The organism is Xylanibacter ruminicola (genome assembly GCF_900142525.1).
Classification (GTDB): Bacteria; Bacteroidota; Bacteroidia; order Bacteroidales; family Bacteroidaceae; genus Prevotella; species Prevotella ruminicola_A.
Genome location: NZ_FRBD01000001.1, coordinates 181,730 through 204,897 on the forward strand (window position 1 = coordinate 181,730; position 23,168 = coordinate 204,897).

20 protein-coding genes are annotated in these 23,168 nt (G+C 41.4%); 2 read left to right on the top strand and 18 right to left on the bottom strand.

Going from position 1 to position 23,168, the window contains the following annotated elements; translation table 11 throughout:
* Positions 1-43: 43 nt before the first annotated feature.
* From BUB86_RS00840 to BUB86_RS00925, 18 genes are all read right to left on the bottom strand, one after another.
* Positions 44-1,477: an exopolysaccharide biosynthesis polyprenyl glycosylphosphotransferase gene (locus tag BUB86_RS00840; RefSeq protein ID WP_073203846.1), complete on the bottom strand. Its 1,434-nt coding sequence runs from the start codon at positions 1,475-1,477 to the stop codon at positions 44-46.
* 169 nt (positions 1,478-1,646) lie between these two features.
* Positions 1,647-2,291 (bottom strand): dTDP-4-dehydrorhamnose 3,5-epimerase family protein, encoded by a 645-nt coding sequence (locus tag BUB86_RS00845; RefSeq protein ID WP_073203849.1) that lies wholly within the window; start codon positions 2,289-2,291, stop codon positions 1,647-1,649.
* 3 nt (positions 2,292-2,294) lie between these two features.
* Positions 2,295-3,398, bottom strand: a complete 1,104-nt coding sequence (locus BUB86_RS00850) for a glycosyltransferase (RefSeq protein WP_073203853.1) — start codon at positions 3,396-3,398, stop codon at positions 2,295-2,297.
* Complete coding sequence (locus tag BUB86_RS00855) at positions 3,395-4,351, bottom strand: NAD-dependent epimerase/dehydratase family protein (protein ID WP_317041746.1); 957 nt, start codon at positions 4,349-4,351, stop codon at positions 3,395-3,397. Before BUB86_RS00855 ends, BUB86_RS00850 begins: the two co-directional genes overlap by 4 nt.
* The gene (locus tag BUB86_RS00860; RefSeq protein WP_254795059.1) at positions 4,352-5,062 is read right to left on the bottom strand and encodes a glycosyltransferase family 2 protein; all 711 of its coding nucleotides are present in this window, start codon (positions 5,060-5,062) and stop codon (positions 4,352-4,354) included.
* The gene (locus BUB86_RS00865) at positions 5,059-5,766 is read right to left on the bottom strand and encodes a glycosyltransferase family 2 protein (protein WP_175549367.1); all 708 of its coding nucleotides are present in this window, start codon (positions 5,764-5,766) and stop codon (positions 5,059-5,061) included. Before BUB86_RS00865 ends, BUB86_RS00860 begins: the two co-directional genes overlap by 4 nt.
* A complete protein-coding gene (locus BUB86_RS00870) occupies positions 5,741-6,979 on the bottom strand; it encodes an O-antigen ligase family protein (protein ID WP_073203859.1) in 1,239 nt (412 codons plus the stop codon). The genes BUB86_RS00865 and BUB86_RS00870 overlap by 26 nt, the downstream gene beginning before the upstream one ends.
* Positions 6,980-6,987: 8 nt before the next feature.
* Positions 6,988-8,298 carry a lipopolysaccharide biosynthesis protein gene (locus BUB86_RS00875; protein ID WP_073203863.1) on the bottom strand — a complete coding sequence of 437 codons (1,311 nt, stop codon included), beginning with the start codon at positions 8,296-8,298 and terminating at the stop codon, positions 6,988-6,990.
* Between the two features lies 1 nt (position 8,299).
* A complete protein-coding gene (locus BUB86_RS00880; protein WP_073203865.1) occupies positions 8,300-9,286 on the bottom strand; it encodes a phosphorylcholine transferase LicD in 987 nt (328 codons plus the stop codon).
* Between the two features lie 3 nt (positions 9,287-9,289).
* A complete protein-coding gene (locus BUB86_RS00885) occupies positions 9,290-10,300 on the bottom strand; it encodes an NAD/NADP octopine/nopaline dehydrogenase family protein (protein ID WP_073203868.1) in 1,011 nt (336 codons plus the stop codon).
* Between the two features lie 4 nt (positions 10,301-10,304).
* Entirely contained in the window at positions 10,305-12,122 is a 1,818-nt protein-coding gene (locus BUB86_RS00890; RefSeq protein WP_073203870.1) for an aminotransferase class I/II-fold pyridoxal phosphate-dependent enzyme, read from the bottom strand.
* 29 nt (positions 12,123-12,151) lie between these two features.
* Positions 12,152-13,222, bottom strand: a complete 1,071-nt coding sequence (locus BUB86_RS00895) for a hypothetical protein (protein ID WP_073203873.1) — start codon at positions 13,220-13,222, stop codon at positions 12,152-12,154.
* A 4-nt stretch (positions 13,223-13,226) separates the two neighbouring features.
* Positions 13,227-15,671 (bottom strand): SLBB domain-containing protein, encoded by a 2,445-nt coding sequence (locus tag BUB86_RS00900; RefSeq protein ID WP_073203876.1) that lies wholly within the window; start codon positions 15,669-15,671, stop codon positions 13,227-13,229.
* Positions 15,672-15,916: 245 nt separating this feature from the next.
* Positions 15,917-16,600, bottom strand: a complete 684-nt coding sequence (locus BUB86_RS00905; RefSeq protein ID WP_073203879.1) for an HAD family hydrolase — start codon at positions 16,598-16,600, stop codon at positions 15,917-15,919.
* 121 nt (positions 16,601-16,721) lie between these two features.
* Positions 16,722-18,056: a glucose-6-phosphate isomerase gene (locus BUB86_RS00910; protein ID WP_073203883.1), complete on the bottom strand. Its 1,335-nt coding sequence runs from the start codon at positions 18,054-18,056 to the stop codon at positions 16,722-16,724.
* Between the two features lie 52 nt (positions 18,057-18,108).
* Positions 18,109-19,017, bottom strand: coding sequence for a UpxY family transcription antiterminator (locus BUB86_RS00915; protein ID WP_073203886.1), 909 nt, complete (start codon positions 19,015-19,017; stop codon positions 18,109-18,111).
* 91 nt (positions 19,018-19,108) lie between these two features.
* On the bottom strand, positions 19,109-20,398 hold the full coding sequence (locus BUB86_RS00920) for a FimB/Mfa2 family fimbrial subunit (protein ID WP_073203889.1): 1,290 nt from the start codon (positions 20,396-20,398) through the stop codon (positions 19,109-19,111).
* Positions 20,399-21,166: 768 nt separating this feature from the next.
* Positions 21,167-21,688: a DUF4738 domain-containing protein gene (locus BUB86_RS00925; RefSeq protein WP_073203892.1), complete on the bottom strand. Its 522-nt coding sequence runs from the start codon at positions 21,686-21,688 to the stop codon at positions 21,167-21,169.
* A gap of 97 nt (positions 21,689-21,785) precedes the next feature.
* On the opposite strand from BUB86_RS00925, the gene BUB86_RS00930 reads away from it, so the two are divergent.
* Both BUB86_RS00930 and BUB86_RS00935 read left to right on the top strand, forming a co-directional pair.
* Positions 21,786-22,484 (top strand): DUF4230 domain-containing protein, encoded by a 699-nt coding sequence (locus tag BUB86_RS00930; RefSeq protein ID WP_073204096.1) that lies wholly within the window; start codon positions 21,786-21,788, stop codon positions 22,482-22,484.
* 63 nt (positions 22,485-22,547) lie between these two features.
* Entirely contained in the window at positions 22,548-23,132 is a 585-nt protein-coding gene (locus tag BUB86_RS00935) for a DUF4230 domain-containing protein (protein WP_073203898.1), read from the top strand.
* The last annotated feature ends 36 nt before the right edge of the window (positions 23,133-23,168 follow it).

Consider the following 23,168-nt stretch of genomic DNA (forward strand, 5'->3'; position numbering starts at 1 on the left):
CATTAAACGATAAAAAGCCACCGTCTTGGTGGCTTTTTATCGTTTAATAGGCGTGCTCATCGTGAACGAAAAATGTCTTCACCGTCATCCAGATGATACGGATATCGAGCCAGATGCTCCAGTTCTCCATATACCAGATGTCGCGCTTGACGCGGCCCTCCATCTGCCAGAGCTCCTTGGTTTCGCCACGGAATCCTGTAACCTGCGCCCAACCAGTAAGTCCGGGTTTCACAAAGTGGCGCACCATATACTTATCTATCAGTTGCGAATACATCTCGGTGTGCAGCAACATGTGCGGACGAGGGCCCACAATGCTCATGTCGCCCTTCAGCACATTGAGGAACTGGGGCAGCTCGTCGATATTCGTCTTGCGCATAAAATTGCCAAAGGGATATTTGCGCGGATCATCCTTGGTAGCCTGCAGTTTATCGGCATCCTTGTTTACATGCATACTCCTGAACTTCAGCATGTCGAAGTCCTTACCATCCAGTCCGGTTCGCTTCTGCCTGAAGAGTATCGGGCCTGGGCTCTGTATCTTGATGATCAGGAATACCAGCGGGAATATCAGGGCGGTAGGTATCAGGAAGATGATAGACATCACGATGTCGAACAGTCTCTTCAGCGTTTTATTCACAGAGTTCTGCAGCGGATTCTCGTAGGTGGTGTACACCTCCATATCGTCCAGCAGTTCGCGCTTCAGGTTCAGTCCTATCGTCTCGACCGATACCGGCACGTAGAAGAATCTCACCAGCTTATGGTCGCACATTTTCGATATCTTGCGGATATCACGTTTTTGCGTTCGCGACACACAGAGATACAACTCTTCGCCCAGTTGCAGATCCTCGGGATGATCAATCGCATTTACAAAGTCCTCGTACGAACCCAATCGCTTCAAGTCCTTCGGCAGTTCATGGCCTCTTGCCTGCTCATCACTGTCCATTGTCCACTCATCACCATAGTATCCCAGAATACGATATCCCAACGTAGAGTCGTATTTCAGCTTCTTATAGATTTCAATCAGTTCGCTATCCGAACCCACCAGCGTCACTGCCCTACTGTTTCTTCCCGCCTCACGATACAGCCGGATAAACCACCTCTCAGAAACACGCTTACCCAACAACAATATAAAAAACAGCGTACCAATGCCAAACATCAGCAGACCTATGGGCAGATAATAGTCGAACACCTTGAGCAGTACATACGCCAGCACCGTCTGGAACAACGTGAGGCATACCAATCGCTGAATCACGTCGCCAGCGCCAATCAGTCGCAGGTGTATAATGGTCGAGAAGCGCATCTCACCCAGTATCAGCGCCACATTGTTTACCAGAATAAATATCTGTAGGCTCTTATCTGGCCAAGTATCCACCCGCCAGTAAAAATGAGTTGCAAACAAGATGGTAGCATTGAGCAACACAAAGTCGCCACAAGTTACCAACCACTTGATAATTCGGTTGGATTGGTTATTATTTCTCATACATTTATATACTGTCCATCACATTCCAACCGCAAAAGTAGCAAGAAACACCGAAACACAATGCAAAATGTAGTTTTTACAACCAATAATTAACCATCATTAACGAAAAAACGCCGAGAAGACAAGTAACTTCTCGGCGTTATAGAAATAGTTTCTAATATTATAGATTCTATAAATTGATCTTCATATCAAAAGGACTATCGAAGTCTTTGAGTAAAGGATGCTTTGTATCCTTATCGCTCAATACAGCTTTATCCATAGGTATTCTCCAGTTAATACCTAACGAACTATCAAGGATACTTATACCACCATCAGCCTCAGGATGATAGAACTCATCGCATTTATATTGGAATACAGCAGTTTCTGAGAGGACTGCAAATCCATGAGCAAAACCACGTGGAACAAAGAACTGTTGACCTAATTGACCATTGAACATTGAACATTGACCATTAAACTTATGCCCCTCAAATTGTTGGGCTATTCGTTCGCCTTCCTCGTCACGAGCACAAAGGAGGCATTCAACATGCTGGCCATAAGTTGGTGATCCCTTACGGATATCCACTGCCACATCGAGCACAGCCCCCTTAACACAGCGCACAATCTTGCTCTGAGTGAAAGGCGGGCGCTGGAAATGCAATCCACGCATCACGCCATACGAACTCATGCTTTCGTTATCCTGTACAAATGTGATAGGCCTTACTTTCTCATCAAACTCCCTCTGAGAGAAGCTCTCAAAGAAATAACCACGCGAGTCTTTGAACACCTTTGGTTCAATGATGAATACACCTTCGATATTTGTTTTAATTACTTCCATATATTACTTAACTTTTTGAAGATAGAAACTCTGCAATCTAAATGCCTCACTAGCAGAATCAAAACCTGCAGAAATAATCTCATCAGAATAGCTGCGACGTACAGGCATATTACTTTCAACCACCGGAATAATGGCATCGGCCCATTTCTCGGGCGAATCATTAAGTCCCAAATAATGGGCTAAATTACTAGCGGTGGTTTCGGTGGTGATATTCTTTGAGAAGAAAATAGGTAATCCACAGCACTGAGCCTCAACGCCAACCACTGGCATACCCTCGTATAAGCTAGGTAGTAAGAAAGCATCAAACGCATTATAGAATTGCTTAATATCGTCTCTGCGCCCAAGGTTTTCAACACGGTCAGCAATACCATATCCTTTTATTCTATCCATCATCTCCTGTTCCAATTCGCCGAAACCTATCATTACAAGAATAGCATTTGACTGTTTCTTTGAAATCTCATTAAAGATGTCTATCAAAAATAAAGGATTCTTCTGCTCTACATATCGACCAATGAAGCCGTACACCACCTTATCATCCCAGCCAAAGGCAGACCTAGTAGTATTTCTGAGTACAGGATTAAAGACGTTGTCATTAGCATTGATTACTGTCTTAAAAATGTTTATCCTACCCTGTTGATATGTCTTGCTGCCAAACTGCCACTTTCCACAATCTATGGAGTTTGCCATATAATCAGTAACAAAATAATGCGAGAACAGTCGTAATATCAATTTAACCTTGGTCTTTTTCTCGTTTTTATCACCTTTAGAAATACTTTCTGATATACGCACCTTAACTCCAGCCAAACGGGCAACAAGCATTGGAAAAAAGTTTAATGTATTATCAAAAGCATGAATAATAGGATACTTGTTCTCCTTGAAAACCTTATAAGTTGTCCTAAGATGGGGGATCAAATTCTTGTAAGGAGGGACCAAAAACACCCTGCCACCAAGAGAAGCAATCTCCTCATATGGTATTCCATTAGAATCGGAGTCGCATATAAAGTCGAACTGGACTTTCGACCGGTCTATATGCCTATAGAACTCCATAATTAGATTACGTTTTCCTCCAGAATGCAAAACCCCTGCAACTATACCTATTCTTATCATTGATTAGTTAATGATTCGTTATAAAACTGTTTGATACCCTCCATAAAAGGAGTGAACTCATAATTGACATAATGCTTAAGGCGTGACAAGTCAAGAACCATATTAGAAACGTCAACTGATCGTGGATTCTTGTACTCAATTCTAAAATCCTCATGCGATATTATCTTAAGGAAAGCCAACACGTCATTGACAGAGTAACCACGTCCGGAACCAATATTTAATGTCTCATTAATAACATCAATATTCATCAACTGCTTAAAAACTATTGCCAAATCGTCGATAAATATATAATCTCTGACAGCAGAACCATCGCCCCACACTTCTACTGCTTCATTCTTCAGAACTCTTCCAATGGCTACAGCTACAAGGCCTTGTTTACCATAAAGATTCTGCCCGTGACCATAAGGATTTGAAGGACGCAGAATAAGATATTTCAAGCCCTTGGTACGATGCATAAACTGAATACTATTCTCCATCATCTGTTTTGACCACCCGTAATATGATATGGGATTCATAGCATCAGTCTCTGTGAACGGCAGTACATCATTCCTGTTGCCATAAACCGTTCCTCCTGAGGAGAAGTATACAAACTTAACTCCAACCTCAGCACATATCTCCATGAGTTCGATTGACGGGAAAATAACATGCTTATACTCTTCCTTGTAGTCATCATATGTGCTACCTGGGATAAGCATAGAAACAAGATGCACAACAATATCAATATTGTTCTGCTTAATAACATCACTAACCAAAGCAATATCTGTCAACGAACAATTATGAATTTTCACATCAAGGCCCTGTAGTCTGTGCAAAGATGCATTAACGGGTTCGCAAACATGTATATCGTAATCATCCTTTATCAGGACTTTTATTAAGTTAGAGCCAATAAAACCAGCTCCACCAATAAACAGGATTTTTGTCATATTTCGTTTCCTATTTAATAAAAAAATCATCTACCTTGATATAAGTCTACCTAATATCGACACCAGCAAATTGGTTCGTTTAACAACAAGCTTATACCATAAACTATTGTCTGATTTCTCACTGGATGTAGACACATTATTTCCATGGCGTCTATAACCTATTAGCACATCCTCCAGGAAACAACTGCGAAACTTAACCATTCCCATCATACCAATCCAATAGTCATGAGCTACAATACTCTTAGGAATAGGCAGGCAGTAATCAAGAACTTCACGCCGGAATGCCATACAACAGCCAAGCCACCTAGTTTTCCACAGATTTGCCCAGAAACCGGTCTTATGATGAAGCGTGGAATAATATGTCTTACCAAGAGATTTTCCATCACCATCTATAAGTTGCGCATCATGGATAACCAAATCGTAATTCTTTAGAGCATCTGTCAGCATTTCAACTTTTCTGTCAAACCACACATCATCCTGATCAGACAAGAAGATTATTTCGCCCTTGGCATTGCGCAATGCATTTTCGAAATTGGACACAAATCCATGACTACCCGAATTTTCAAGTAGCCTTATTCTATTATCCCCCAGTGACAAAACAATATCCCGAGTATTGTCATTACTTCCATCATCAGAAATAACGACCTCATCATCAGGTGCCATTTGAGAAAGAATACTCTCAAGCTGTTGTTTTATATATTGACCACCATTATATGTGGCCATACAAACACTTACCATCATTTTGTAAGTTTATACAAATGTCTTAACAAAAAACAGAAACAACCCAGATGTTTACGGACTTCATTGAAGAAAACTGGTGCATACTTCTCTGAATCACTTCTTCCGCCACCGCTCATGCCTGAACAATTATAACAGGTGACACACACTGGGATATATCTAAAATCAACGCTTTTCCACAATCTTATATTATAAACATAATCAGCAAAAACCGGGAAAGCAAGGTCGTATTGATTCATACTGTATACAGACCTAGGGTAGAATATTGCCTGATGACAGATATTCTCACAGGCAAGGAGCCACTTATTAAATTTACCTCTATACAGATCATTACGGGCGTTACGATAAACATCACCATAATATACCGTATTCATATCAGAAATATTATTAACAACATCAGATAGAACGGAACTTGATATAAAATGATCATCAGCCCCCATAACAATCAGGAAATCACCCTTCGCATGAGCCATTCCTTTATTGATTGCATCATAAACACCATGGTCGGGCTCACTTATCATATATGTTACAACCTTATCATATGCTTTTATCACAGAAACAGTATCATCAGTACTCCCTCCATCTATTATTATCAATTCTTTATTGAAATAGGTCTGACTAATATATGAATCAAGCAATTCACGTATAACAGATCCGCAGTTATATGTTGCTACTACGATACTAATCAATGGACAATTCTGGGTCATATTCTTCATATGTGTCATACTCATCACAGAAATATGATGCAAACTTAAATATAAAAATATTGGTAATTGGATATTCAATAAACTTCTCATTGAATTGCATCATTAATATGGCAATCAACAAGAAAATAGAGGCCTTTCCATAATTCATGCGCCTAATTCCCAACCATAAGAATACAATAAAGACAAGCAACCAGGGGAAACCAAGAGAAGCAGAATAAGTAAGGATACCCGTGCTACATGCAGTGTTTCCATAAAGATCAGACATTTTCCAGAACTCATCCGAACCTATGCCATACCCCAAGAGGGGCCTCTCTAACGTCATCTGCCAAAGTGCAAGTATGTCTGATAATCTTTCTAACTTTGAAACATTGTCTTCATCATCATTGAAGAGTTTATTCTGTACCACAGGACTGGTGAACATCAGTATCAATGCCGCCACTGCAAAAGTTAGCATAGCCACATAGATCAGAGTCTTATAACGACCTTCGATTCGCATATGCATAACTACAGCCATAATCAAAAGCATAAGAACCATATAACCACCCGTGGACATCGTCAACAAAGAAGCAATTAATATGACCAATACCTTCCTTAGTTCACCTTCTTCCCAATTCCATTTTACGAATTTATCAAAATAAAGCCATAGTACGGTATTCAGAATAATCTGACAGGCTCCTGGTTCATGCCATATACCGGAAAAACGGTCGAATGAATAAGGCCATCCTAAGGTATAGACAAGAAACATAACATAGTCCTTACCCGACTGTACAGCAATCTCATAAGTTGGCAATACTCCAAGTTCAAACAATAAGAAAACAGGTATTCCAACTATCGTTAATGCATAAACAATATTTGTTAATATACGGCGGAAATACAGGAAATCATAGTTAGAAATCACCAAGTAGGCTCCTATCATACATACTATATATCCAACCATTGAGTTATCTATATAACTTGGTTGATATACAACATAATTCAGATAACACAGAAAAATAACCAGTCCAATAAAAGCGACTGAAAGATTCAATGTATTCGAATATTCTGTCTTAACCAAAAAAGTATTAACCAGAGCCACTAAAAAGAAAAAAGAGAAGGTGACACCTGCCGTTAAAAAACCCACCCAAAATGTTGCGCCTGAGGTTATCAGGAACAAGGTTATAACAAAATAATCCCAAAGTTTTATTGAAATACCAGTACTTTCTATTTCATTCATAGCAGAAATCACTTTCTAGATTCACCCAATAAGCGCAAGGGATTCCATGGCATACTATACACATGGCTACTATATATTGATATACCTACAGTTATTAGCACATTACCTATTAACAAGCTATAAACAGCTCCCATAACACCAACAGTACCTATCAACCAGTATGAAAGCAGCATTTGTATAAGACTACCGGAGAAAGTAATAATACCCATGACCAACGTCTTCTTTACCTTATATATATATTGTACTGTAAAGATATAGAATGTATAGATAAAATTAGCCAATATAATCAAAGGCATATAACCCATGGCAGGGAGATATTTATTGTCTATCAGATAATTAAAGATCACCCAAGAAACAGCTACAGCAAACAGACCTACAATGCCAAAAAGAGCAAAAAGCAGATACGTCTGTTTAACAATCTTAATCTTCTCACCCTCATGCTCCCCGCAATCATCGAAAGATGACAACTGTTTTTGGAGATGAGGTGTATATGCATTGAAAAAAGATTGGACCAACATAGAGTAAACTGCACTAATGCTTATTGCCATGGAATATAGACCATTATAATGCAATCCACAATACGCAGTAATAAATACCTTATCCAATCCACTTTTTAACCAAAAGGAAACAGAATGAGGAAGCAATGGTATGCCAAACTTAAGAAGTTTCTTTATCCATTCTGAACTCAAATGAATTTTCAGATATCCTTTCTTTATTATTATGACCATGTGAATGATGCCCATGACCACAAAAACAATAGTCTCTGCATATATCTTTCCTAAGCCACCACCTCTCAACGTTATGACAAAGAACAGAACCGATATAGCGTGAAAAATAATCTGGAAGACCTGAATACGAGCAAATTCATGAGATCTATTCTCTAATCGCATCAGAATCAAACTAATCTGGGACACAAGCATCCCAACAACATACACCACTCCCAATAATTGGGCAAGCAAAGGAAGCTGGAGATAGTGATAAACTAACTGGTGCGATAGAGAAATAATAACTGCCAGTACAACACAAAGCAAAGAACAGAGCAATAACAGATTTGAAACCATCAAGGAATTCTCATTCTTCTCCTGTTCATAGAAGAAATAAGGCAAACTATTGACTACTGCTAAGCCTGCAAATAAAGAAACCAATGTTGTTATAACCGTGAAATTGGTAGCAATGCCCAATTCATCAGGCGTCATGTAAAACGATACAATGGGCAGCAAAACAAATGACATAGCCTTGCCTATGACATCTGTTATAGTATAAACAAAAGTCTCTTTAAATAATGTACTATTGAACCTATTTCTATAAGTATTTAGCATACTATTTTACTATCGCAGTATTTGCTTTAGAGCCAACATAGTGATGATTGTCAGAATTAGACTGACGAATGTATTCTTTGTAAGGGATGTCAGGATCGAACTCTATGACACCTTCGTGCCAAACACCTCGTTTTTCAACTGGGGGAAATTCCATATAATTACCATAGGCATGCCGTAACATATCGTCATAATTAGCAGGGACTGGAACTTCAATATTCTCAAAAGGCACATAAATTATTTTCTCCAGGTCTTCCTTCATGCACCAATTCTTTCTAACGCCATATAATGGACCATCAATAATGCCAACACGGTCAGTAAGATGATTGTAGCGCTGCTGGTTTTTAATATACATATCAACAATCTTATCGAATGTAAGAAATTTGAATAATGTATATTTCAGAATTGGCGCAAGCATTTTCTTTACAGCAGCTTTTACTGGATGTTTGGGGTTTAAATTATTCTTATATATATTGCCTAACGCCCTCAAACAATCCATTCTCCGTTGTTGTTTTTTTAAGAGTGACAAGTCGTCAACATATCCATCCATTACAAAAACATCAATATAAATACCATTATTATAATTAATGGAATTATTGTCGAGAATAAGTCCTGTTGTTAAACTATTCCTTAATCGTGAATAGCCAAATAGATACTGCGGATCGGTATACACATTCTGAAAAAAATATTGATGCTTAAATTCCTGAGGAGCAACTGCACATAGTTTTTCATATTCTGTGCGGGTTAACGACACGTCTAAATCGTCATCCCACGGTATCATACCTTTATGTCTTATTGCCCCTAATAATGTACCACATGACACACACATCTTGATGTCATGTTTCTGACAAACTCTAATTAATTCATTGAGCAAATCCAGTTCGACAGCCCAAATTCTTTTTGTCTTAGATGATATTTTGTAATCACATCTTGTCTCTTCATTAAAGAATTCGTCATCAAAATGCAATTTTAACTTTTCTCTTATATCCATAACTTAATTCTGAATTCTGTTTATTCCCCATTGATATACTTCGCGGATATGTGGAATATCAACCCCGCATATATTAGCAGTATCTATTATAAACCTCATGCCATAAGGGAAATCTTCTGTAAAGTAACGGCTTGAAAAATCCGGTTCGTACGATCCAAATTTATTTATAGCCATTGGAGATTTAATACCTTTAAATGCAACAATTGAACGTATTTTCTCACACAAAGATACAGCATCCTTACATTCATAATAATCCAAAACGGCAGGAATACTACCAGGTTTTAAACCTAAGGCACCTAACAACTGCTGGAATTCAACATCCATCACAATCAGCAATTCTGCAGCCTCTATCGTCCATTCACTATAAAAATCAGGATTCCTGCCATATGACATGCCAGGTTTCCAATCTTTCCACATAGTATATAAACGAGCAGTATGGAGCAACGGATTACTATTTGACAAACTCACTTCATAATAACTATCAAGCAATTTGGTAGGTGTCAAGAACAATTTCTCAAGCGTTGCTCTAATTTCTTCTTTCTTATCGGTTTGCTCAACTGCTACACTCAAGGACTCTTTATAACCTTTCAACTCTGCGACATGACCATAATTGATAATACGAGAAATAAAAGGCACACGCTGGAATCCAAACAGTGGTTGATTCTTTGGTAAAAGATTCATTGCCTCAAAGAAGAACCCTGTACTTGACACTACTGTTCCCACCCAAGAATTATTATCCAAATAGGGAGCAATACTACATATGACTTCATGAATAGCAAATCCTGGCAAGCATAATAATACTATATCAGCATTGGGTATTACTTCTTTGGGATTAGACGATATATTGGAAAGTTTTCCTTTATAGGATTTGCCGTTGTTATCAACGACTTCCAGATACTGAGACCAGGAATCTGGCTTTGTTGTTAACAACGAAACCTGCAATTCTTCTTGTGACGATAGAAAACCGGCAGTAACATGCCCAAGATTGCCGCCACCACAAATACAAATATTCATCAAGTTACTTGTTATCTAATTCTCTAAAAGCCTGTATAAACTTTGCGTTGTCCTCATGCGAACGCACTGCTATACGCATATACTGTTTTCCGTCAAAGCCCTTCTTATCTGAACAATCACGCACAAGTATATTATACTTCTTGAGCATAGTGAGCACTAACTGGTTGGCATTCTTAGGAGGTAGTATCTCACAGAGGAAATAGTTGGCCTGCGACGACATAACCCGCAAGAAACTGATTTCTTTCAATTTCTTCTCAAAATCCTCACGTTCTGCGATAAACTTTTCACAAGCACCCTTGTAATCTTTTTCGTACTTGGTAAATATCTGCATAAAATATTCTGCAAAGGAGTTGATATTCCAAATGCTCACCATCTTCTTCATCTTAGCAATAATAGCTGTGTCGGCAGAACACAGGATACCCAAACGAATTCCTGGTACACCATAGCTTTTGCTAATGCTCTTCATAACCACAAGCTGTGGATATTTCTCAAGAATATTGTCGTGCAACAATGTGTTGTTTTCAAATCCTATGCTGAAATCTACGAAACTCTCATCCACAATCAAGCGGATGCTCTGCTCCTGACACCATGCAGCCAACCTGAGAACATCATCAACAGGGATAAAATTACCTGAGGGATTATCGGGATTAATCAGAAGAATATTATCTGCATGATTCTTACCAAAGAACTTCATCAGGTCATCGGCTGTATAACGGAAGTCTGCGTTCTGAGGAACAAAAGTAACAAGATTGTCGCTTTCACGTCGGTTAGGATACTCCTCAAAAGTGGGACGCGTAATACCCAAAGTGCCAGGGAGCAACTCCATCAATGCCTTAATTAATTCAGCAGCTCCATTACCAGGAATGATATACTCTTCTTTTACACCCCAGCATTTACTAGCAATAAGAGAATTAACCTTCATACCAGAAGGATACTCAGAAATGAGCGTCCTGAAGAAGGCTTCCATCTCATCTATGATGCGCGACTCATTAAAATACGGATTTACCAAATAACAATAATCGAGCATCTTTGGGAAGCGCCAGAAGCCACCATAACGCCCATAATATTTACGAAGAACATCCTTCTCATCTGCGAAAAGAGCTTCTGCAATATCCAGATCCTGTTTGTCATCTATTTCATACCACTTCTCATTTGTTATAGGTAAAGCTTTAAGGTCATGACTATTAAGGAATGTTATAACCCTTAGAACATTCTCATAATACTCATTATTGCCTACGGCTTTAGTATATGCATCCAAGAAAGGAACATACTTGGTTCTAGAGAACTCTTTTGAGAATTTATAGATATTAACAGTCTTATAATATTGATCAACATCACTATATCTGAAAGCAGCCTTTGGTACAAAATTAATAATATTCTTATCCTCGTCAATTCTTACCATTGTGCCATCCATCCAGTTCTCATATTTTGCAACTAAAGCCAAATTGGGGTGAGGATTGTCAATCAGCATTTTAAACATGCCATCATCGAAGATAAGGTCGCTTTCGATTAAGAGAGTATCATCCTCTATCAACTTATCTTTGGCCAGTGCTAAAGAATAGATATTGTTAGTCCTATCATAAACAGGGTTATTAACGTACTCTATCTTGAGTCCGTTCTTTTCTGCTCCAAGATAGTCCATAAGTTTCTTTCCTTCATAACCTACAACAATAACAACCCTGTTAAGGGATATTTTAGATAGTTGTAACAGGACTCTATCTATTAATGGTGTTCCATTTACTGGCACCATACACTTGGTATTGTTTTTTGTATATTCACCTAAGCGCTTGCCCATACCGGCAGCTAAAATGACTGCTTGCATAAATTTTCTATCTTGCTACTCATTCTTAATTACATACCAAAGAGCATTTTAAGGTCTCGTTCCCTGTTTAAAGCAAAAAGGGATGTTCCCAAAAAAGCCATGAGGATGAAAAAAATACAATATACCGAACGTTTAGGTCCCGTCTTCTTTACGGGAATGGTAGATGCCTGAATCACAGCAAAAGCAGGTGTATCCTCCTGCAACTTCATTTCTGCCTGCTGATATTGAGCTACCACTTGTTGATAAACAGAACGCTGTAATATCATCTCGGTTTCCAACTCTGACTTTCTTTGAAGAATACGCTCCTGGAATGTATGCAAGTTGGCATCAGCAAATGCCGCATATGCGCGGCTGGCTTTCTCATAGTTTGCTTTGGCTTCAGAAAGTATCTTCTTATTATACTCCAAATCAACACGAGCTTTGCTGGTACGATAGTCTGTAATATATCTCTGAAGCAAGGCCATAGTAGAATCAGCCATGGTCATACAAACGACAGGGTCTGTATCCTTAACACTGAGCGAGATTACCATTGTTTTCTTATCAACAGAGCAAGTAATATCCTTTCCAATAGCTGCTGCCATCTCATACTGCTTTTCAGTCAATTTTCTAGGATTTATAGTAGATGTTGCTGGTTCATCGCTCTTAAACATCCCCAATACATCCTTTATCACATTGCTCCACCAAGGTTTTTTCTCAAAATCCTTTTTATAATCATAATAGGTATATTCCTGTTCTGAATTCTCTGGACGTACTAAAATTTTGAATAAATCAGCCTTAAAATCAACAGAAGCCATCAAGTCTGGGTAAAGAGTTGGGAACAGGGCTTCAGAAGAACTACCCATACCATTTCCTAATTTAACTCCAAAGCTACTTGCCAGTGAAGCCAAACTACTAGTTGATGCAGAGCGATTAGAAAGCTCTGGGCTCAACTTAACCGAACATGTGTAATAGTTGGGAATTGAAAGCATGATAAGGGCTGACAATACAAACGCGACAGACAACACTATATAATACAATCGCTTATACTTAAGAAGATCATGGTAAATCTTACCATAATCTATTGGATTCCTTTTTGGGGTTGTTTTTTTATTCTCTGTCATAGTTTTATTTTACTAAATTAGCAATTGTGGCGAACATGGTAGCAAGGCTGGCTGCACTGGTACCAATGCCTAACCAACGGGAGATAGCGTTATCATCGCGTGGTGCCTTAGATGGTACTACGATTTCGCAACCTGGCTCAATCTTGCCACCCTTCTTGGCTACTGCCATTGTTCCGTTTTGATAGACGATATAGGTGTGGCTCTTCTTGGCGCGATTGCCAAAGCCACCTGCCTGTTTTACGTAGTACTTGTAGTTCTGACCTTCGTTAAAGGCCACGGTGTTAGGTGCATTAACATCACCACTGATACGAACAGTGTGATTGAAGCGAGGAACAATCAGACGGTCGCCATCCATCAGCTCGATATCCTGAGTAGAACCAGGATTGGCAAGTGCCTCATCAAGGTGGATTCCGACAGTATAGGTATCAGACTGGGCAATCTTATCGATAGCAATAGAATCTTTGCCATCAGCACTCTGACGAGCCATTCTTAATACTGCCTGCATACGGGCCTTCTCGTCGGCTGTCATCCTACGAACCAAGCGAGCACCACGCACATCACTGCCGGCAATGGCTCCACCTGCAGCCTTGATGACATCAGATAGGCGCTGATTCTTGGTCTCCATAGTATATGTGCCCTGGAAAGCGACTTCACCTTCAACGCCTACACGGACAGGATTCTGATAAACTGGACTCTTACGAACCTGAACGATATCGTATGGCTCCAGAACGAAACTACGGTCGCCATCTACATTGAAGTTATTCTTAAGTGGGAAACTGAAGGTCTTGGCAATCTCCATGCCAGCCCCAGAGGCATTAGGATCGTAAATACGACGTGAAACATCGACCTTGAGAGTTGATGCAGCATCGGTAAGTCCACCTGCCAGCAGGATAAAGTCCTCGATAGTCATATTATCGGCATACTCGTAAGTGCCAGGGAAGATAACCTCACCATCGATAGTGAGGGTACGCAGATTCTGATGGGCTGCCAATGTTGGAATGAAGATAACATCCTCGTTCTTTAAAGGAACATCGGCCTCAGTACCATTCAGTATGCCATCGATATTGAGAGATATCACCTCCTGAGTGCGGTTGGGCTTCATGCGGCGCATAACAGCACGTGAGGTCATGGCCTCTTCTGTAAGACCAGAGGCAGTCTCTATAAGAGAGCGGACAGTGCTTACCTTTTCACCCAACTGGTACATGCCAGGACGCCATACAGCACCCTTGATCTCAACCATATTCTTATAACGGTTATATACAGAGTCTACAATAACAGAGTCGCCATCGGTCATCTTGAAGCTAGACATATCGAACTCTTCTACATTATAAACGCTCTTGAGATCCTCGCTCTTGCGGAGAACACGTACCTGCTTCTTATAGGCATCGCCAGCGAAACCGCCACTGTACTTAAGCAATGTAGCAAGACTTTCATTTGCTTTCATCTCATAAGCCATAGGGCGCTTTACTCGTCCAGTGATATCAACAAGGCAATCATAAGCACCAACCTGAACAACATCGTTATCCTGCAAACGGATATTTCCTGCCAAACGACCATTGAGAATAAACTCATATACATCGACAGTAGTAATGAGGCGCCCCTGACGGAACACCTTAATGGCACGAAGGGTTCCAAGATCGCTTATTCCACCTGCCATATACAGGGCATGGAATACCGTGGCAAAAGCACTGAGTGTATAGGTGCCAGGAACCTTGACCTCGCCCATCACATTAACCATAATGGTACGGGTTTGTCCAACGGTTACCTTAATATCAGAGCTCTGATAGTAACCACCCAGTTTGCTACGAATGCGCTTCTGGGCAGAGGCTACAGAAAGACCACTAACATGGATAGGACCGAAATCAGGCACTGTAACATCGCCATCAGGACTAACGGTAAGCGAATTGCTCTCCTGCGAAGCGCCGTAGATATCGATGATGAGCTGATCGCCAGGACCCAGCACATAGTTCTGAGGTGTGGCAATATTCATCTGGGGCTCAAAAGAGAGGTTCTTGCTATTAAAAATATCGCGACCAAAGACTTTCTTACCTTTTGACTTAAGATCCTGCTCATCAACATCGGGGAATAAAGACATATCGCCGCTCTGCTGAGTGGTAAGACCAGTTTGATCGGCTCTGCCTGTTTTGCCGGTCTTATCAGACTTAACCTCGTTGTTGACACGCATACGTTCCTTGGCGTTGTCGATAGAATTATCAACAGCGTTATCAAGACCACGTTCCGTAATCTGCTTGGAATACTGCTGGCGCAAACGCTGAAGCTGTTCAACTGTTGCACCGCGCTCCATCAACTGTTTCATCATATCGGCATTAGAAACACCTGATTTTCTTAATTCGAGAGCATACTTTACCAACTCCTGATCGGAAATGCTCTGACCCCACATTGCCACACTGGCGAAGACACAAAGCATCGATAACAAAATCTTCTTCATTACCACTTAAAAAAAATATTAAAAATCAAAAAAGATACAACATATCCATTCCCAACACCTATGCATAAACAATTGACACACAGAACGTTAGTAAAATGATTAGTAATAAAAACTGCGGAATAAATGGGGATTAATTGGGAACTAGTTCCATTATTCCGATGCAAAAGTAGCATAAATAATCTATAAAAACAAATTTTATGCTGGGAAAATAGCAAAAAGATGGGTTTTTATTCTTTTGGTCATTTTCAAAAAGGACATCTTTCTGATAAGAAAGAATTGAATGAATCACTAAGTGCTTTAACGCTTGGGAACAGAATGTTAGCACCAGCGTCTAATAGCACTTGATCAGAAAGCGGTCCTGTATTGACCGCAATGGTGTAGATGCCTGCAGCTACACCAGCGCGAATACCCAATGGGGCATTCTCTATAACGATGGCCTCAGTGGGCGCAATATTGCCTGCCTTCTGAAGTCCAACCAGATAAGGATCTGGATTGGGTTTTCCCCTTTTGACATCATACGCAGTTGTGATATGCTCTGGCGAAACAAATTGGCCAAAGTCTTTCAGGATACGGGCTATCAAAGGGCGCTGCCCAGATCCCGTCACGATACCAATGCTGATGCCAGCCTGCTTAATTTGCTCCATCAGCTCTATGATGCCTGGCATGATAGGCGCCTCTTTCATACTGTGAAAGATCCTGCTCTTCTCATCATACATGGCTTGAGCCTCTGCCTCAGTGATATCGCGATTTTGTTGTTGCTTAACCATATAACGGATGGTGTCTACGCCACGAGCTCCCTCAGTGGCGTAGGCATCATCGGCAGTCATATTGATACCGAACTTTTTCATCGACTGGACCCAGGCCACTGCATGATTCCCCATAGAATCATACAGCACCCCGTCCATATCAAATAAAGCTACCTTTATCATCTTTTTATTTTTCCTACGGATTTTACGGATTTTACGGATTATTTATTTCGGTGTGGATTTAATTAATTCGTATCGCTCGGCTTTGCCGCTTGGCTAGTCCAAGAATCCGTAGGCCATATTATTACTTCAAGCGAGCTTTGATCGCTTCAGACTCCTTCTCGTAGCCAGGCTTGTCGAGCAGGGCAAACATGTTCTTCTTGTAAGCCTCTACACCAGGCTGGTTGAATGGATTCACACCCAGCACGTTGCCGCTGATACCACAGGCAATCTCAAAGAAGTAGATGAGCTGACCGAGGTAGCGCTCATTCAGACGAGGCATGCTGATACGCATGTTGGGCACACCACCATCTACATGAGCCAGCTGTGTTCCCAGTTCAGCCATCTTGTTCACCTCGTCTACACGCTTACCTGCCAGGAAGTTCAGACCGTCCAGGTTCTCCTCATCGCTTGGGAAGAGCAGTTTCTTCTCAGGAGTCTCAACAGAGATCACGGTCTCGAAGATGGTGCGCTCACCCTCCTGAATCCACTGTCCCATAGAGTGCAGGTCGGTGGTGAAGTCAACTGATGCAGGGAAGATACCCTTCAGGTCCTTACCCTCGCTCTCGCCATAGAGCTGCTTCCACCACTCGCTGAAGTAGTGCAGCTTAGGCTGGAAGTTCACCATAATCTCAATCTTCTTACCGTTCTGGTAGAGTCCGTTACGTACAGCAGCATACTGTGCAGCGGGGTTCTCAGCAAAAGGTACGCTTGGAGCGCAAGCCTTCTCCATCTCCTGGGCACCGGCTACCAGCTCCTTGATGCTGAAACCAGCGCAGGCGATAGGCAGCAGACCTACTGGAGTGAGTACTGAGAAACGACCACCTACGTTATCGGGGATGATAAAGCTCTTATAACCCTCCTTGTCAGCACATGTGCGGGCAGCACCCTTCTTGGCGTCGGTAATGGCTACGATTACCTTCTTAGCCTCTTCCTTACCACGCTGAGCCTCACACTGCTTCTTGAGCAGACGGAAGGTGAGGGCAGTCTCGGTGGTAGTACCACTCTTAGAGATGTTGATCACACCGAATTTCTTATCCTTCAGATACTCGGTGAGCTCAAAAAGGTAATCCTCGCTGATGTTGTTACCTGCGAACAGAATCTCTGCACCAGTCTTAGCACCGAATGCAGGGCTCAGAGCCTCGATAACGGCTCGTGCACCAAGGTACGAACCACCGATACCGGCTACAACAATAGCCTCGCAGTTAGCACGCAGAGTGTCGGCAGTAGCCTGCAACTCATCGATGAATGCAGGTGTGATACTGCTGGGCAGGTGCAACCATCCCAGGAAGTCGTTTCCAGGACATGTACCATCCTCCAGTGCCTTCTGTGCAGCTGCAACTTTGGGTTCAAAACTCTCCACAGCTCCCTTCTCCAAGAAGCAAGCTGCCTTCGTAATGTCAAGCTTAATCATTTCCATAAATCAGTTAAAATTTTATATTTGTAAATTTTCAATCTTCAATGTTCAATCTTCAATGTTCAATGTTCAATCTTTCTAGCATTTCTTGACAGCGAAGCTTAAGCTTGCTTGAATCTTTGAGTCGCTTGATAGCCTTCATGAGTCGCTCTTTGCTAGGTTCGATGTCTTCTTCAAGAATCACTGCTGCCATATACATGGGTAGTGCCAGTTCTGCCTCTGTAGCAGCTGTAAAGCCTTTAAAGGTGGCAAGTCTGGCTTTGGCACGTTTCAGCTCAGATAACAACAGATAGTATTCTGAATTCTCCTTATATTGGTCGGTTATCTCGAACAGGATGCGGTGAGCATAGTTATATAACAGTTTCTTATCCCCCTCCAAATCCTTCGACGGCTTTTCACTATTCACTATTCGTTTTTCACTATTCACTTTGAGCTCTACCAGCTCTGGATCCATTTCAATCGCTGCCACCAGCATGCCCGGTATCTGCACCACCAAGTGCTTGTTGCGCTTGCCTTTGATGCGCATGATGATACCCTCTTTGCCATCGTAGATACCGCCTTTCACACGAATCTGATCGCCTATCTGCAGTTTGATCTCTTCTGGCTTAAAATAGGTGATGTGCGCCTCGTGGTCTTCGGTGGCGGCAATAAAGTTCTCCATGGCCTTGTTGGGCACGGTCAGATAGTCCTCCTTGTTGCTGAAGGTCGACTTCCTCATATATACTCTATAGGGAGCGTGATCGACGTACTCCTTCAGCTCTTCCTCAGTGCCTTTGGCAAACATCAGTCCCGGTACGGCAGGCACCAGTGCTCTTTGTTCCTGATGCTTGATAGTTTTTATGATGTATCTCAGGGGTACGAATGCTTCCAGGCCATATTGCCTGATGTCATCCCTTACCCTCAGTTCTTTCATCGGGCTGGTGCATCCAATGGCATACCACTTTATTTCGTTTTCCTCAACCATTATCTATCTATTTGGGGTGCAAAGATAGTGAAAAATGAGCGAAATACAAAATAAATACTGATTTATTTTTAATCAGCTATTGAGCAAACGCTCAATAGCTGATATCAATCACGGGTCGATAGATATAATTCTTATCATATCCCGAATCCGGATATGCCGTTATTTCTCTTTTCCCGTTCTTTACCGTTAGCTGTATTCTGCCAATCTTGTTATCCTTTATAAAGTAGTACGACCCTTCTATGATGTCTAAGGTCGCTTCTTTTGTTTTTATGTTTAAGTTCTTCAAATAGAACTCGCACTCTTCTTGTGTCGGCAGTCTCCAGTGATCAATGGTAGCATCGTTAGGCTTGTTTATTTCGTATGCTCTTTGATTCATGAAGGGTTCGCTGGCGATGTTTTTCTCTCCAGTACGTCGCAACAGCACGGCTGTCCTATCGGCTGGATTAACCGATATCACGAAATATTCATGATATACTTGTCCGGCAACAGGTATGTCGCCCGAAACAATAGTGCCATCCTTTTCGTTAAATTCACATTTCACAGAGTCTGTTCCTTCCCACTCTGGTGCCACTAGCGAACTGCAGAGATAGGTCTTTAATGCCTCTTTATATACGATATCAAACTTCACAAAGTGGTTCTTGGTCAGCGGTTTGCTGGTTTGGTAGGTATACTCTGTTGTGTTAGTAGCGGTTTTAAGTCTAAGTGTCACTTTCGGATTGCCTTTTGGCGGTAGCGAAAAGATGGAGTCGCCTTTGTATATCCACTTTCCTTCTTCAGTATCCTTTGTCAATATGAGTTTTACACTGTCTGTGTCGCTTGTGTATTTCCCGTTCATTCGGATGTTCTTATACATCGGGCTTATGATGATTTCTGTTTCAGTCACGTCGGCTGGTATCTTTTTGGCACAAATGTCTTTGATGCAGATCACTTCGCGGTTTAGTGTCAGTTTGATTTGAGTTGTTTCTCCTTCATCTAATGTGATGTTCTCTGATGCTAGTAGCAGGTCTGTTTGCCTTTTGCCGTCGATTAGTTGAATGCAGCTTGAGTCGGTGGCGTCAGTTATATCAGGTAGTTTGTAAACGCTCAGGTCATTACTGCCTATGGCTATCAGTTTGTAGACTCCAGGTGTCGCCTCTATTCCATGATTGTTGTTGATGTCGTCTGTGCCTATCAAATTGGTGCATTTGCCCTCCTGATTAAATAGGTAGATTCTCGCATCGTTCGGTGGTGTGGCTTCTCCTTCTGCTCGTGTCATCACTTTTAGTTTGGTTGTCTCTTGTTTTCCGCCTTGGTAAGCCATCTCTTCTTGAGTGCAGCTACCAAGGCAAATAATCCCCAAACACGCAGCCTTAGCTGCCATCCATACATTTTTAGTCTTCATAATTTTGAGTTTTTTTATTTTAATGTTAATGTAAATGATTTGTATTACAAAAGTATATCATTCTTCCGAAACCACCAAACGTTTTTCAAAAAAAATGCGTTTTTTTCTGCAAAAAAATCTTTTTCCCCATTTTTCCATCTAAAAATTTGCTTATTTTGAATAATTGCGCTATTTTTGCAATCCGAAAAAAAACTTCATTCGAAGTCCATCTTAATAAGTATCCTATCCTGTTCTTGGATATGACAGCATTTATTCTTTTGATTGGAATAAACTACGATAAGCAAACGAAGACTCACTCTTGCAGATTACTGAAAGAATATCTTTGAGAAATAATTTCGAAAACGTCCTGGCTCAGAGGCCGGAACCCTAATTTTTCAAAACACTCAATGAACTCGCTTCGCTCAAACAGCATTTCGTATTTCGTTGCTTGGCTCATTTCCTGAGCCAAGACTCAATGTTGTTTCAAAAAAATAGAATTCCTCTAAAGACCTCTTCGTGCGGAATGTTTTCCGAAATTAAATCTCAAAGAAAAAAATAACCATGCCTTTGAGAATAAATCTCAAAAATATTCCGCACGAAGAGGCATTTATAGGATGTACTATTATCGGAATCTTCTTCGATTCTTGTGTCGCGTAAGCGAGACAAGCAAATCGACATGAGATGCTGTCTGAGCGAAGCGAGTTCATCGAATGATTACGATAATATTACAGCCGGCCTCTGAGCCAGGACGTTTTTGAGATTTAATCTCAAAGATACCCCCTGCAACGATTATTCAATTGTGTTGTCGCGGGAAATGGAAACTTCGGCGAAGTTGGAGAGCGTTACAACCAAGGGGATGTACTCATCAGTCTGAGGATGCGAGACAGAAGCAGCAAAGAAAAGCTGATTGCCTTCGGCGCGATCGAAGACAAAACCCTCAAGGATTCCCGTCTTACGATAATCATCATCAAGACAATCTGTAAAAGCAGCCTTGGTGAATGTCTTGGTACAGAACACACTGCCATCGGCACGAATCACCTTCAACACAATACGATTGTCGACAAACTGCTGACCCAACTCATCCTTAACCATGGCCAAAGAATCACTCGCTGTACGAGACACCTCTATCTGGTACTGCTTGCCCAACCACTGCACATCAGTAGACTGACGATAGTCTTGCATACGGATGGGATCCTGAGGTTTAGGCGCCTCAACATCTTGTACAATGATATCCTCGTGCTGTTTCTTCTTGCCGCAACTTGAGAACAACAAAGGAGCAACTATAAGAGCAATAATTATCTTCTTATTCATACGATTTATAATTTTCTGTGCAAAGATATATAATTTTTCCTACGGATTATACGGATTTTACGGATTTTTTATACTTTTGCAGAAAAATATGATTGCAATGAATAGAAAAAGACTGATATTACTCGCCTGCGGCATTGTGTTGTTGCTGATCATCATACTGTTGTTGACAGTGAGATGCGAAGGGAATTCCAAGCAGGAGCCTGCCCCCACTACCCTAGCCCAAGGCATAGACACAGTACCCATGCTCATCACACAGGTACAGAAATGCTCTAAGCTCTATACTGCCGAGTACAGGGTGCACAAAATCATCACCCACGACGATGCCCTACGACTGAAAGGTCAACTGATGAGTAAGGCCTTCGACCTGAAAGTGCCACTGGCTGACAGGAAGATTGCCATCCCCATGGATGCCAAGATCAAGGCATACATAGACTTCAGTGAATTCAGCGAGAAGAACATAGAACGCAGTGGTGACAAGATTACCATTATCCTGCCCGACCCACAAATCGTGATGACCAGCTCGAAGATTGACCAAAAGAACATGAAACAGTACGTGGGACTGACTCGCGCACACTTCAGCGACGAGGAACTGGCCAGCTACCAGCAACAGGGGCGAGAGGCCATCATCAAGAGCATACCAGACATGGGCATCACAGAAACAGCCCAGGCCAATGCAGCCAAAGTGCTGGTGCCCATGATGAAGCAACTGGGCTACGAGGAGCAGAACATCACAATTGCGTTCCGGAAGCAATACAGCCCACAAGACTGGAATGCGCTGATAAAACTAAATGATTAACCTACGGATTCTTGGACTAGCCAAGCGGCAAAGCCGAGCGATACGGATTATACAGATTAAATTATGGCAAATAAAATAAAGATTATCATTGCTGCGGCAATATTGATTGTGATTATCGCGGGATTCTTCTGGCTGAAATCAGCCACGAAGGACAACTATATCAGTTTGGGATCATCGGAAGCCATTGATCCTACACCTACGCAGATACAGGCGATTAAGGATATTGGCGAGTGGGAGTTCCTATCGGTATCGGCAGAGGAAATGGTGGATACCGTCAGAAAGGGTTTCTTTAAAGATGACGAGCTGGTACGCATATACTATGGTACACTGCGACTGGGTATCGACATGAAGCAGTTGGCGCCCGACGCCATCACTGTGAATGGAGATTCGCTCCAGATGACGCTGCCCAAGGTGGGGCTGCTGGATAAAGACTTTATTGATGAAGCCAAGACAAAATCATTCTATGAAAGTGGCAAATGGAGCAACAAAGATAGAGAAGCGCTCTACCAGAAAGCCTATCGCCAGATGATACTGCACTGCTTGACCAAGGAGAATCTGGAAGCAGCACAAACCAATGGAGAAGCCCAAATGCAACACATGATGCAACAACTTGGCTACAAGAACGTGACCATAAGAATCGAAAAATGAAAAATTTTTCGATTTTTATTTGGTGGTTCGAGAAAA

Bases quoted from the DNA above. Each gene is read 5' to 3' on its own strand.
- BUB86_RS00840 (WP_073203846.1), bottom strand. From the start codon at position 1,477: ATGAGAAATAATAACCAATCCAACCGAATTATCAAGTGGTTGGTAACT.
- BUB86_RS00845 (WP_073203849.1), bottom strand. From the start codon at position 2,291: ATGGAAGTAATTAAAACAAATATCGAAGGTGTATTCATCATTGAACCA.
- BUB86_RS00850 (WP_073203853.1), bottom strand. From the start codon at position 3,398: ATGATAAGAATAGGTATAGTTGCAGGGGTTTTGCATTCTGGAGGAAAA.
- BUB86_RS00855 (WP_317041746.1), bottom strand. From the start codon at position 4,351: ATGATTTTTTTATTAAATAGGAAACGAAATATGACAAAAATCCTGTTT.
- BUB86_RS00860 (WP_254795059.1), bottom strand. From the start codon at position 5,062: ATGATGGTAAGTGTTTGTATGGCCACATATAATGGTGGTCAATATATA.
- BUB86_RS00865 (WP_175549367.1), bottom strand. From the start codon at position 5,766: ATGACCCAGAATTGTCCATTGATTAGTATCGTAGTAGCAACATATAAC.
- BUB86_RS00870 (WP_073203859.1), bottom strand. From the start codon at position 6,979: ATGAATGAAATAGAAAGTACTGGTATTTCAATAAAACTTTGGGATTAT.
- BUB86_RS00875 (WP_073203863.1), bottom strand. From the start codon at position 8,298: ATGCTAAATACTTATAGAAATAGGTTCAATAGTACATTATTTAAAGAG.
- BUB86_RS00880 (WP_073203865.1), bottom strand. From the start codon at position 9,286: ATGGATATAAGAGAAAAGTTAAAATTGCATTTTGATGACGAATTCTTT.
- BUB86_RS00885 (WP_073203868.1), bottom strand. From the start codon at position 10,300: ATGAATATTTGTATTTGTGGTGGCGGCAATCTTGGGCATGTTACTGCC.
- BUB86_RS00890 (WP_073203870.1), bottom strand. From the start codon at position 12,122: ATGCAAGCAGTCATTTTAGCTGCCGGTATGGGCAAGCGCTTAGGTGAA.
- BUB86_RS00895 (WP_073203873.1), bottom strand. From the start codon at position 13,222: ATGACAGAGAATAAAAAAACAACCCCAAAAAGGAATCCAATAGATTAT.
- BUB86_RS00900 (WP_073203876.1), bottom strand. From the start codon at position 15,671: ATGAAGAAGATTTTGTTATCGATGCTTTGTGTCTTCGCCAGTGTGGCA.
- BUB86_RS00905 (WP_073203879.1), bottom strand. From the start codon at position 16,600: ATGATAAAGGTAGCTTTATTTGATATGGACGGGGTGCTGTATGATTCT.
- BUB86_RS00910 (WP_073203883.1), bottom strand. From the start codon at position 18,056: ATGGAAATGATTAAGCTTGACATTACGAAGGCAGCTTGCTTCTTGGAG.
- BUB86_RS00915 (WP_073203886.1), bottom strand. From the start codon at position 19,017: ATGGTTGAGGAAAACGAAATAAAGTGGTATGCCATTGGATGCACCAGC.
- BUB86_RS00920 (WP_073203889.1), bottom strand. From the start codon at position 20,398: ATGAAGACTAAAAATGTATGGATGGCAGCTAAGGCTGCGTGTTTGGGG.
- BUB86_RS00925 (WP_073203892.1), bottom strand. From the start codon at position 21,688: ATGAATAAGAAGATAATTATTGCTCTTATAGTTGCTCCTTTGTTGTTC.
- BUB86_RS00930 (WP_073204096.1), top strand. From the start codon at position 21,786: ATGAATAGAAAAAGACTGATATTACTCGCCTGCGGCATTGTGTTGTTG.
- BUB86_RS00935 (WP_073203898.1), top strand. From the start codon at position 22,548: ATGGCAAATAAAATAAAGATTATCATTGCTGCGGCAATATTGATTGTG.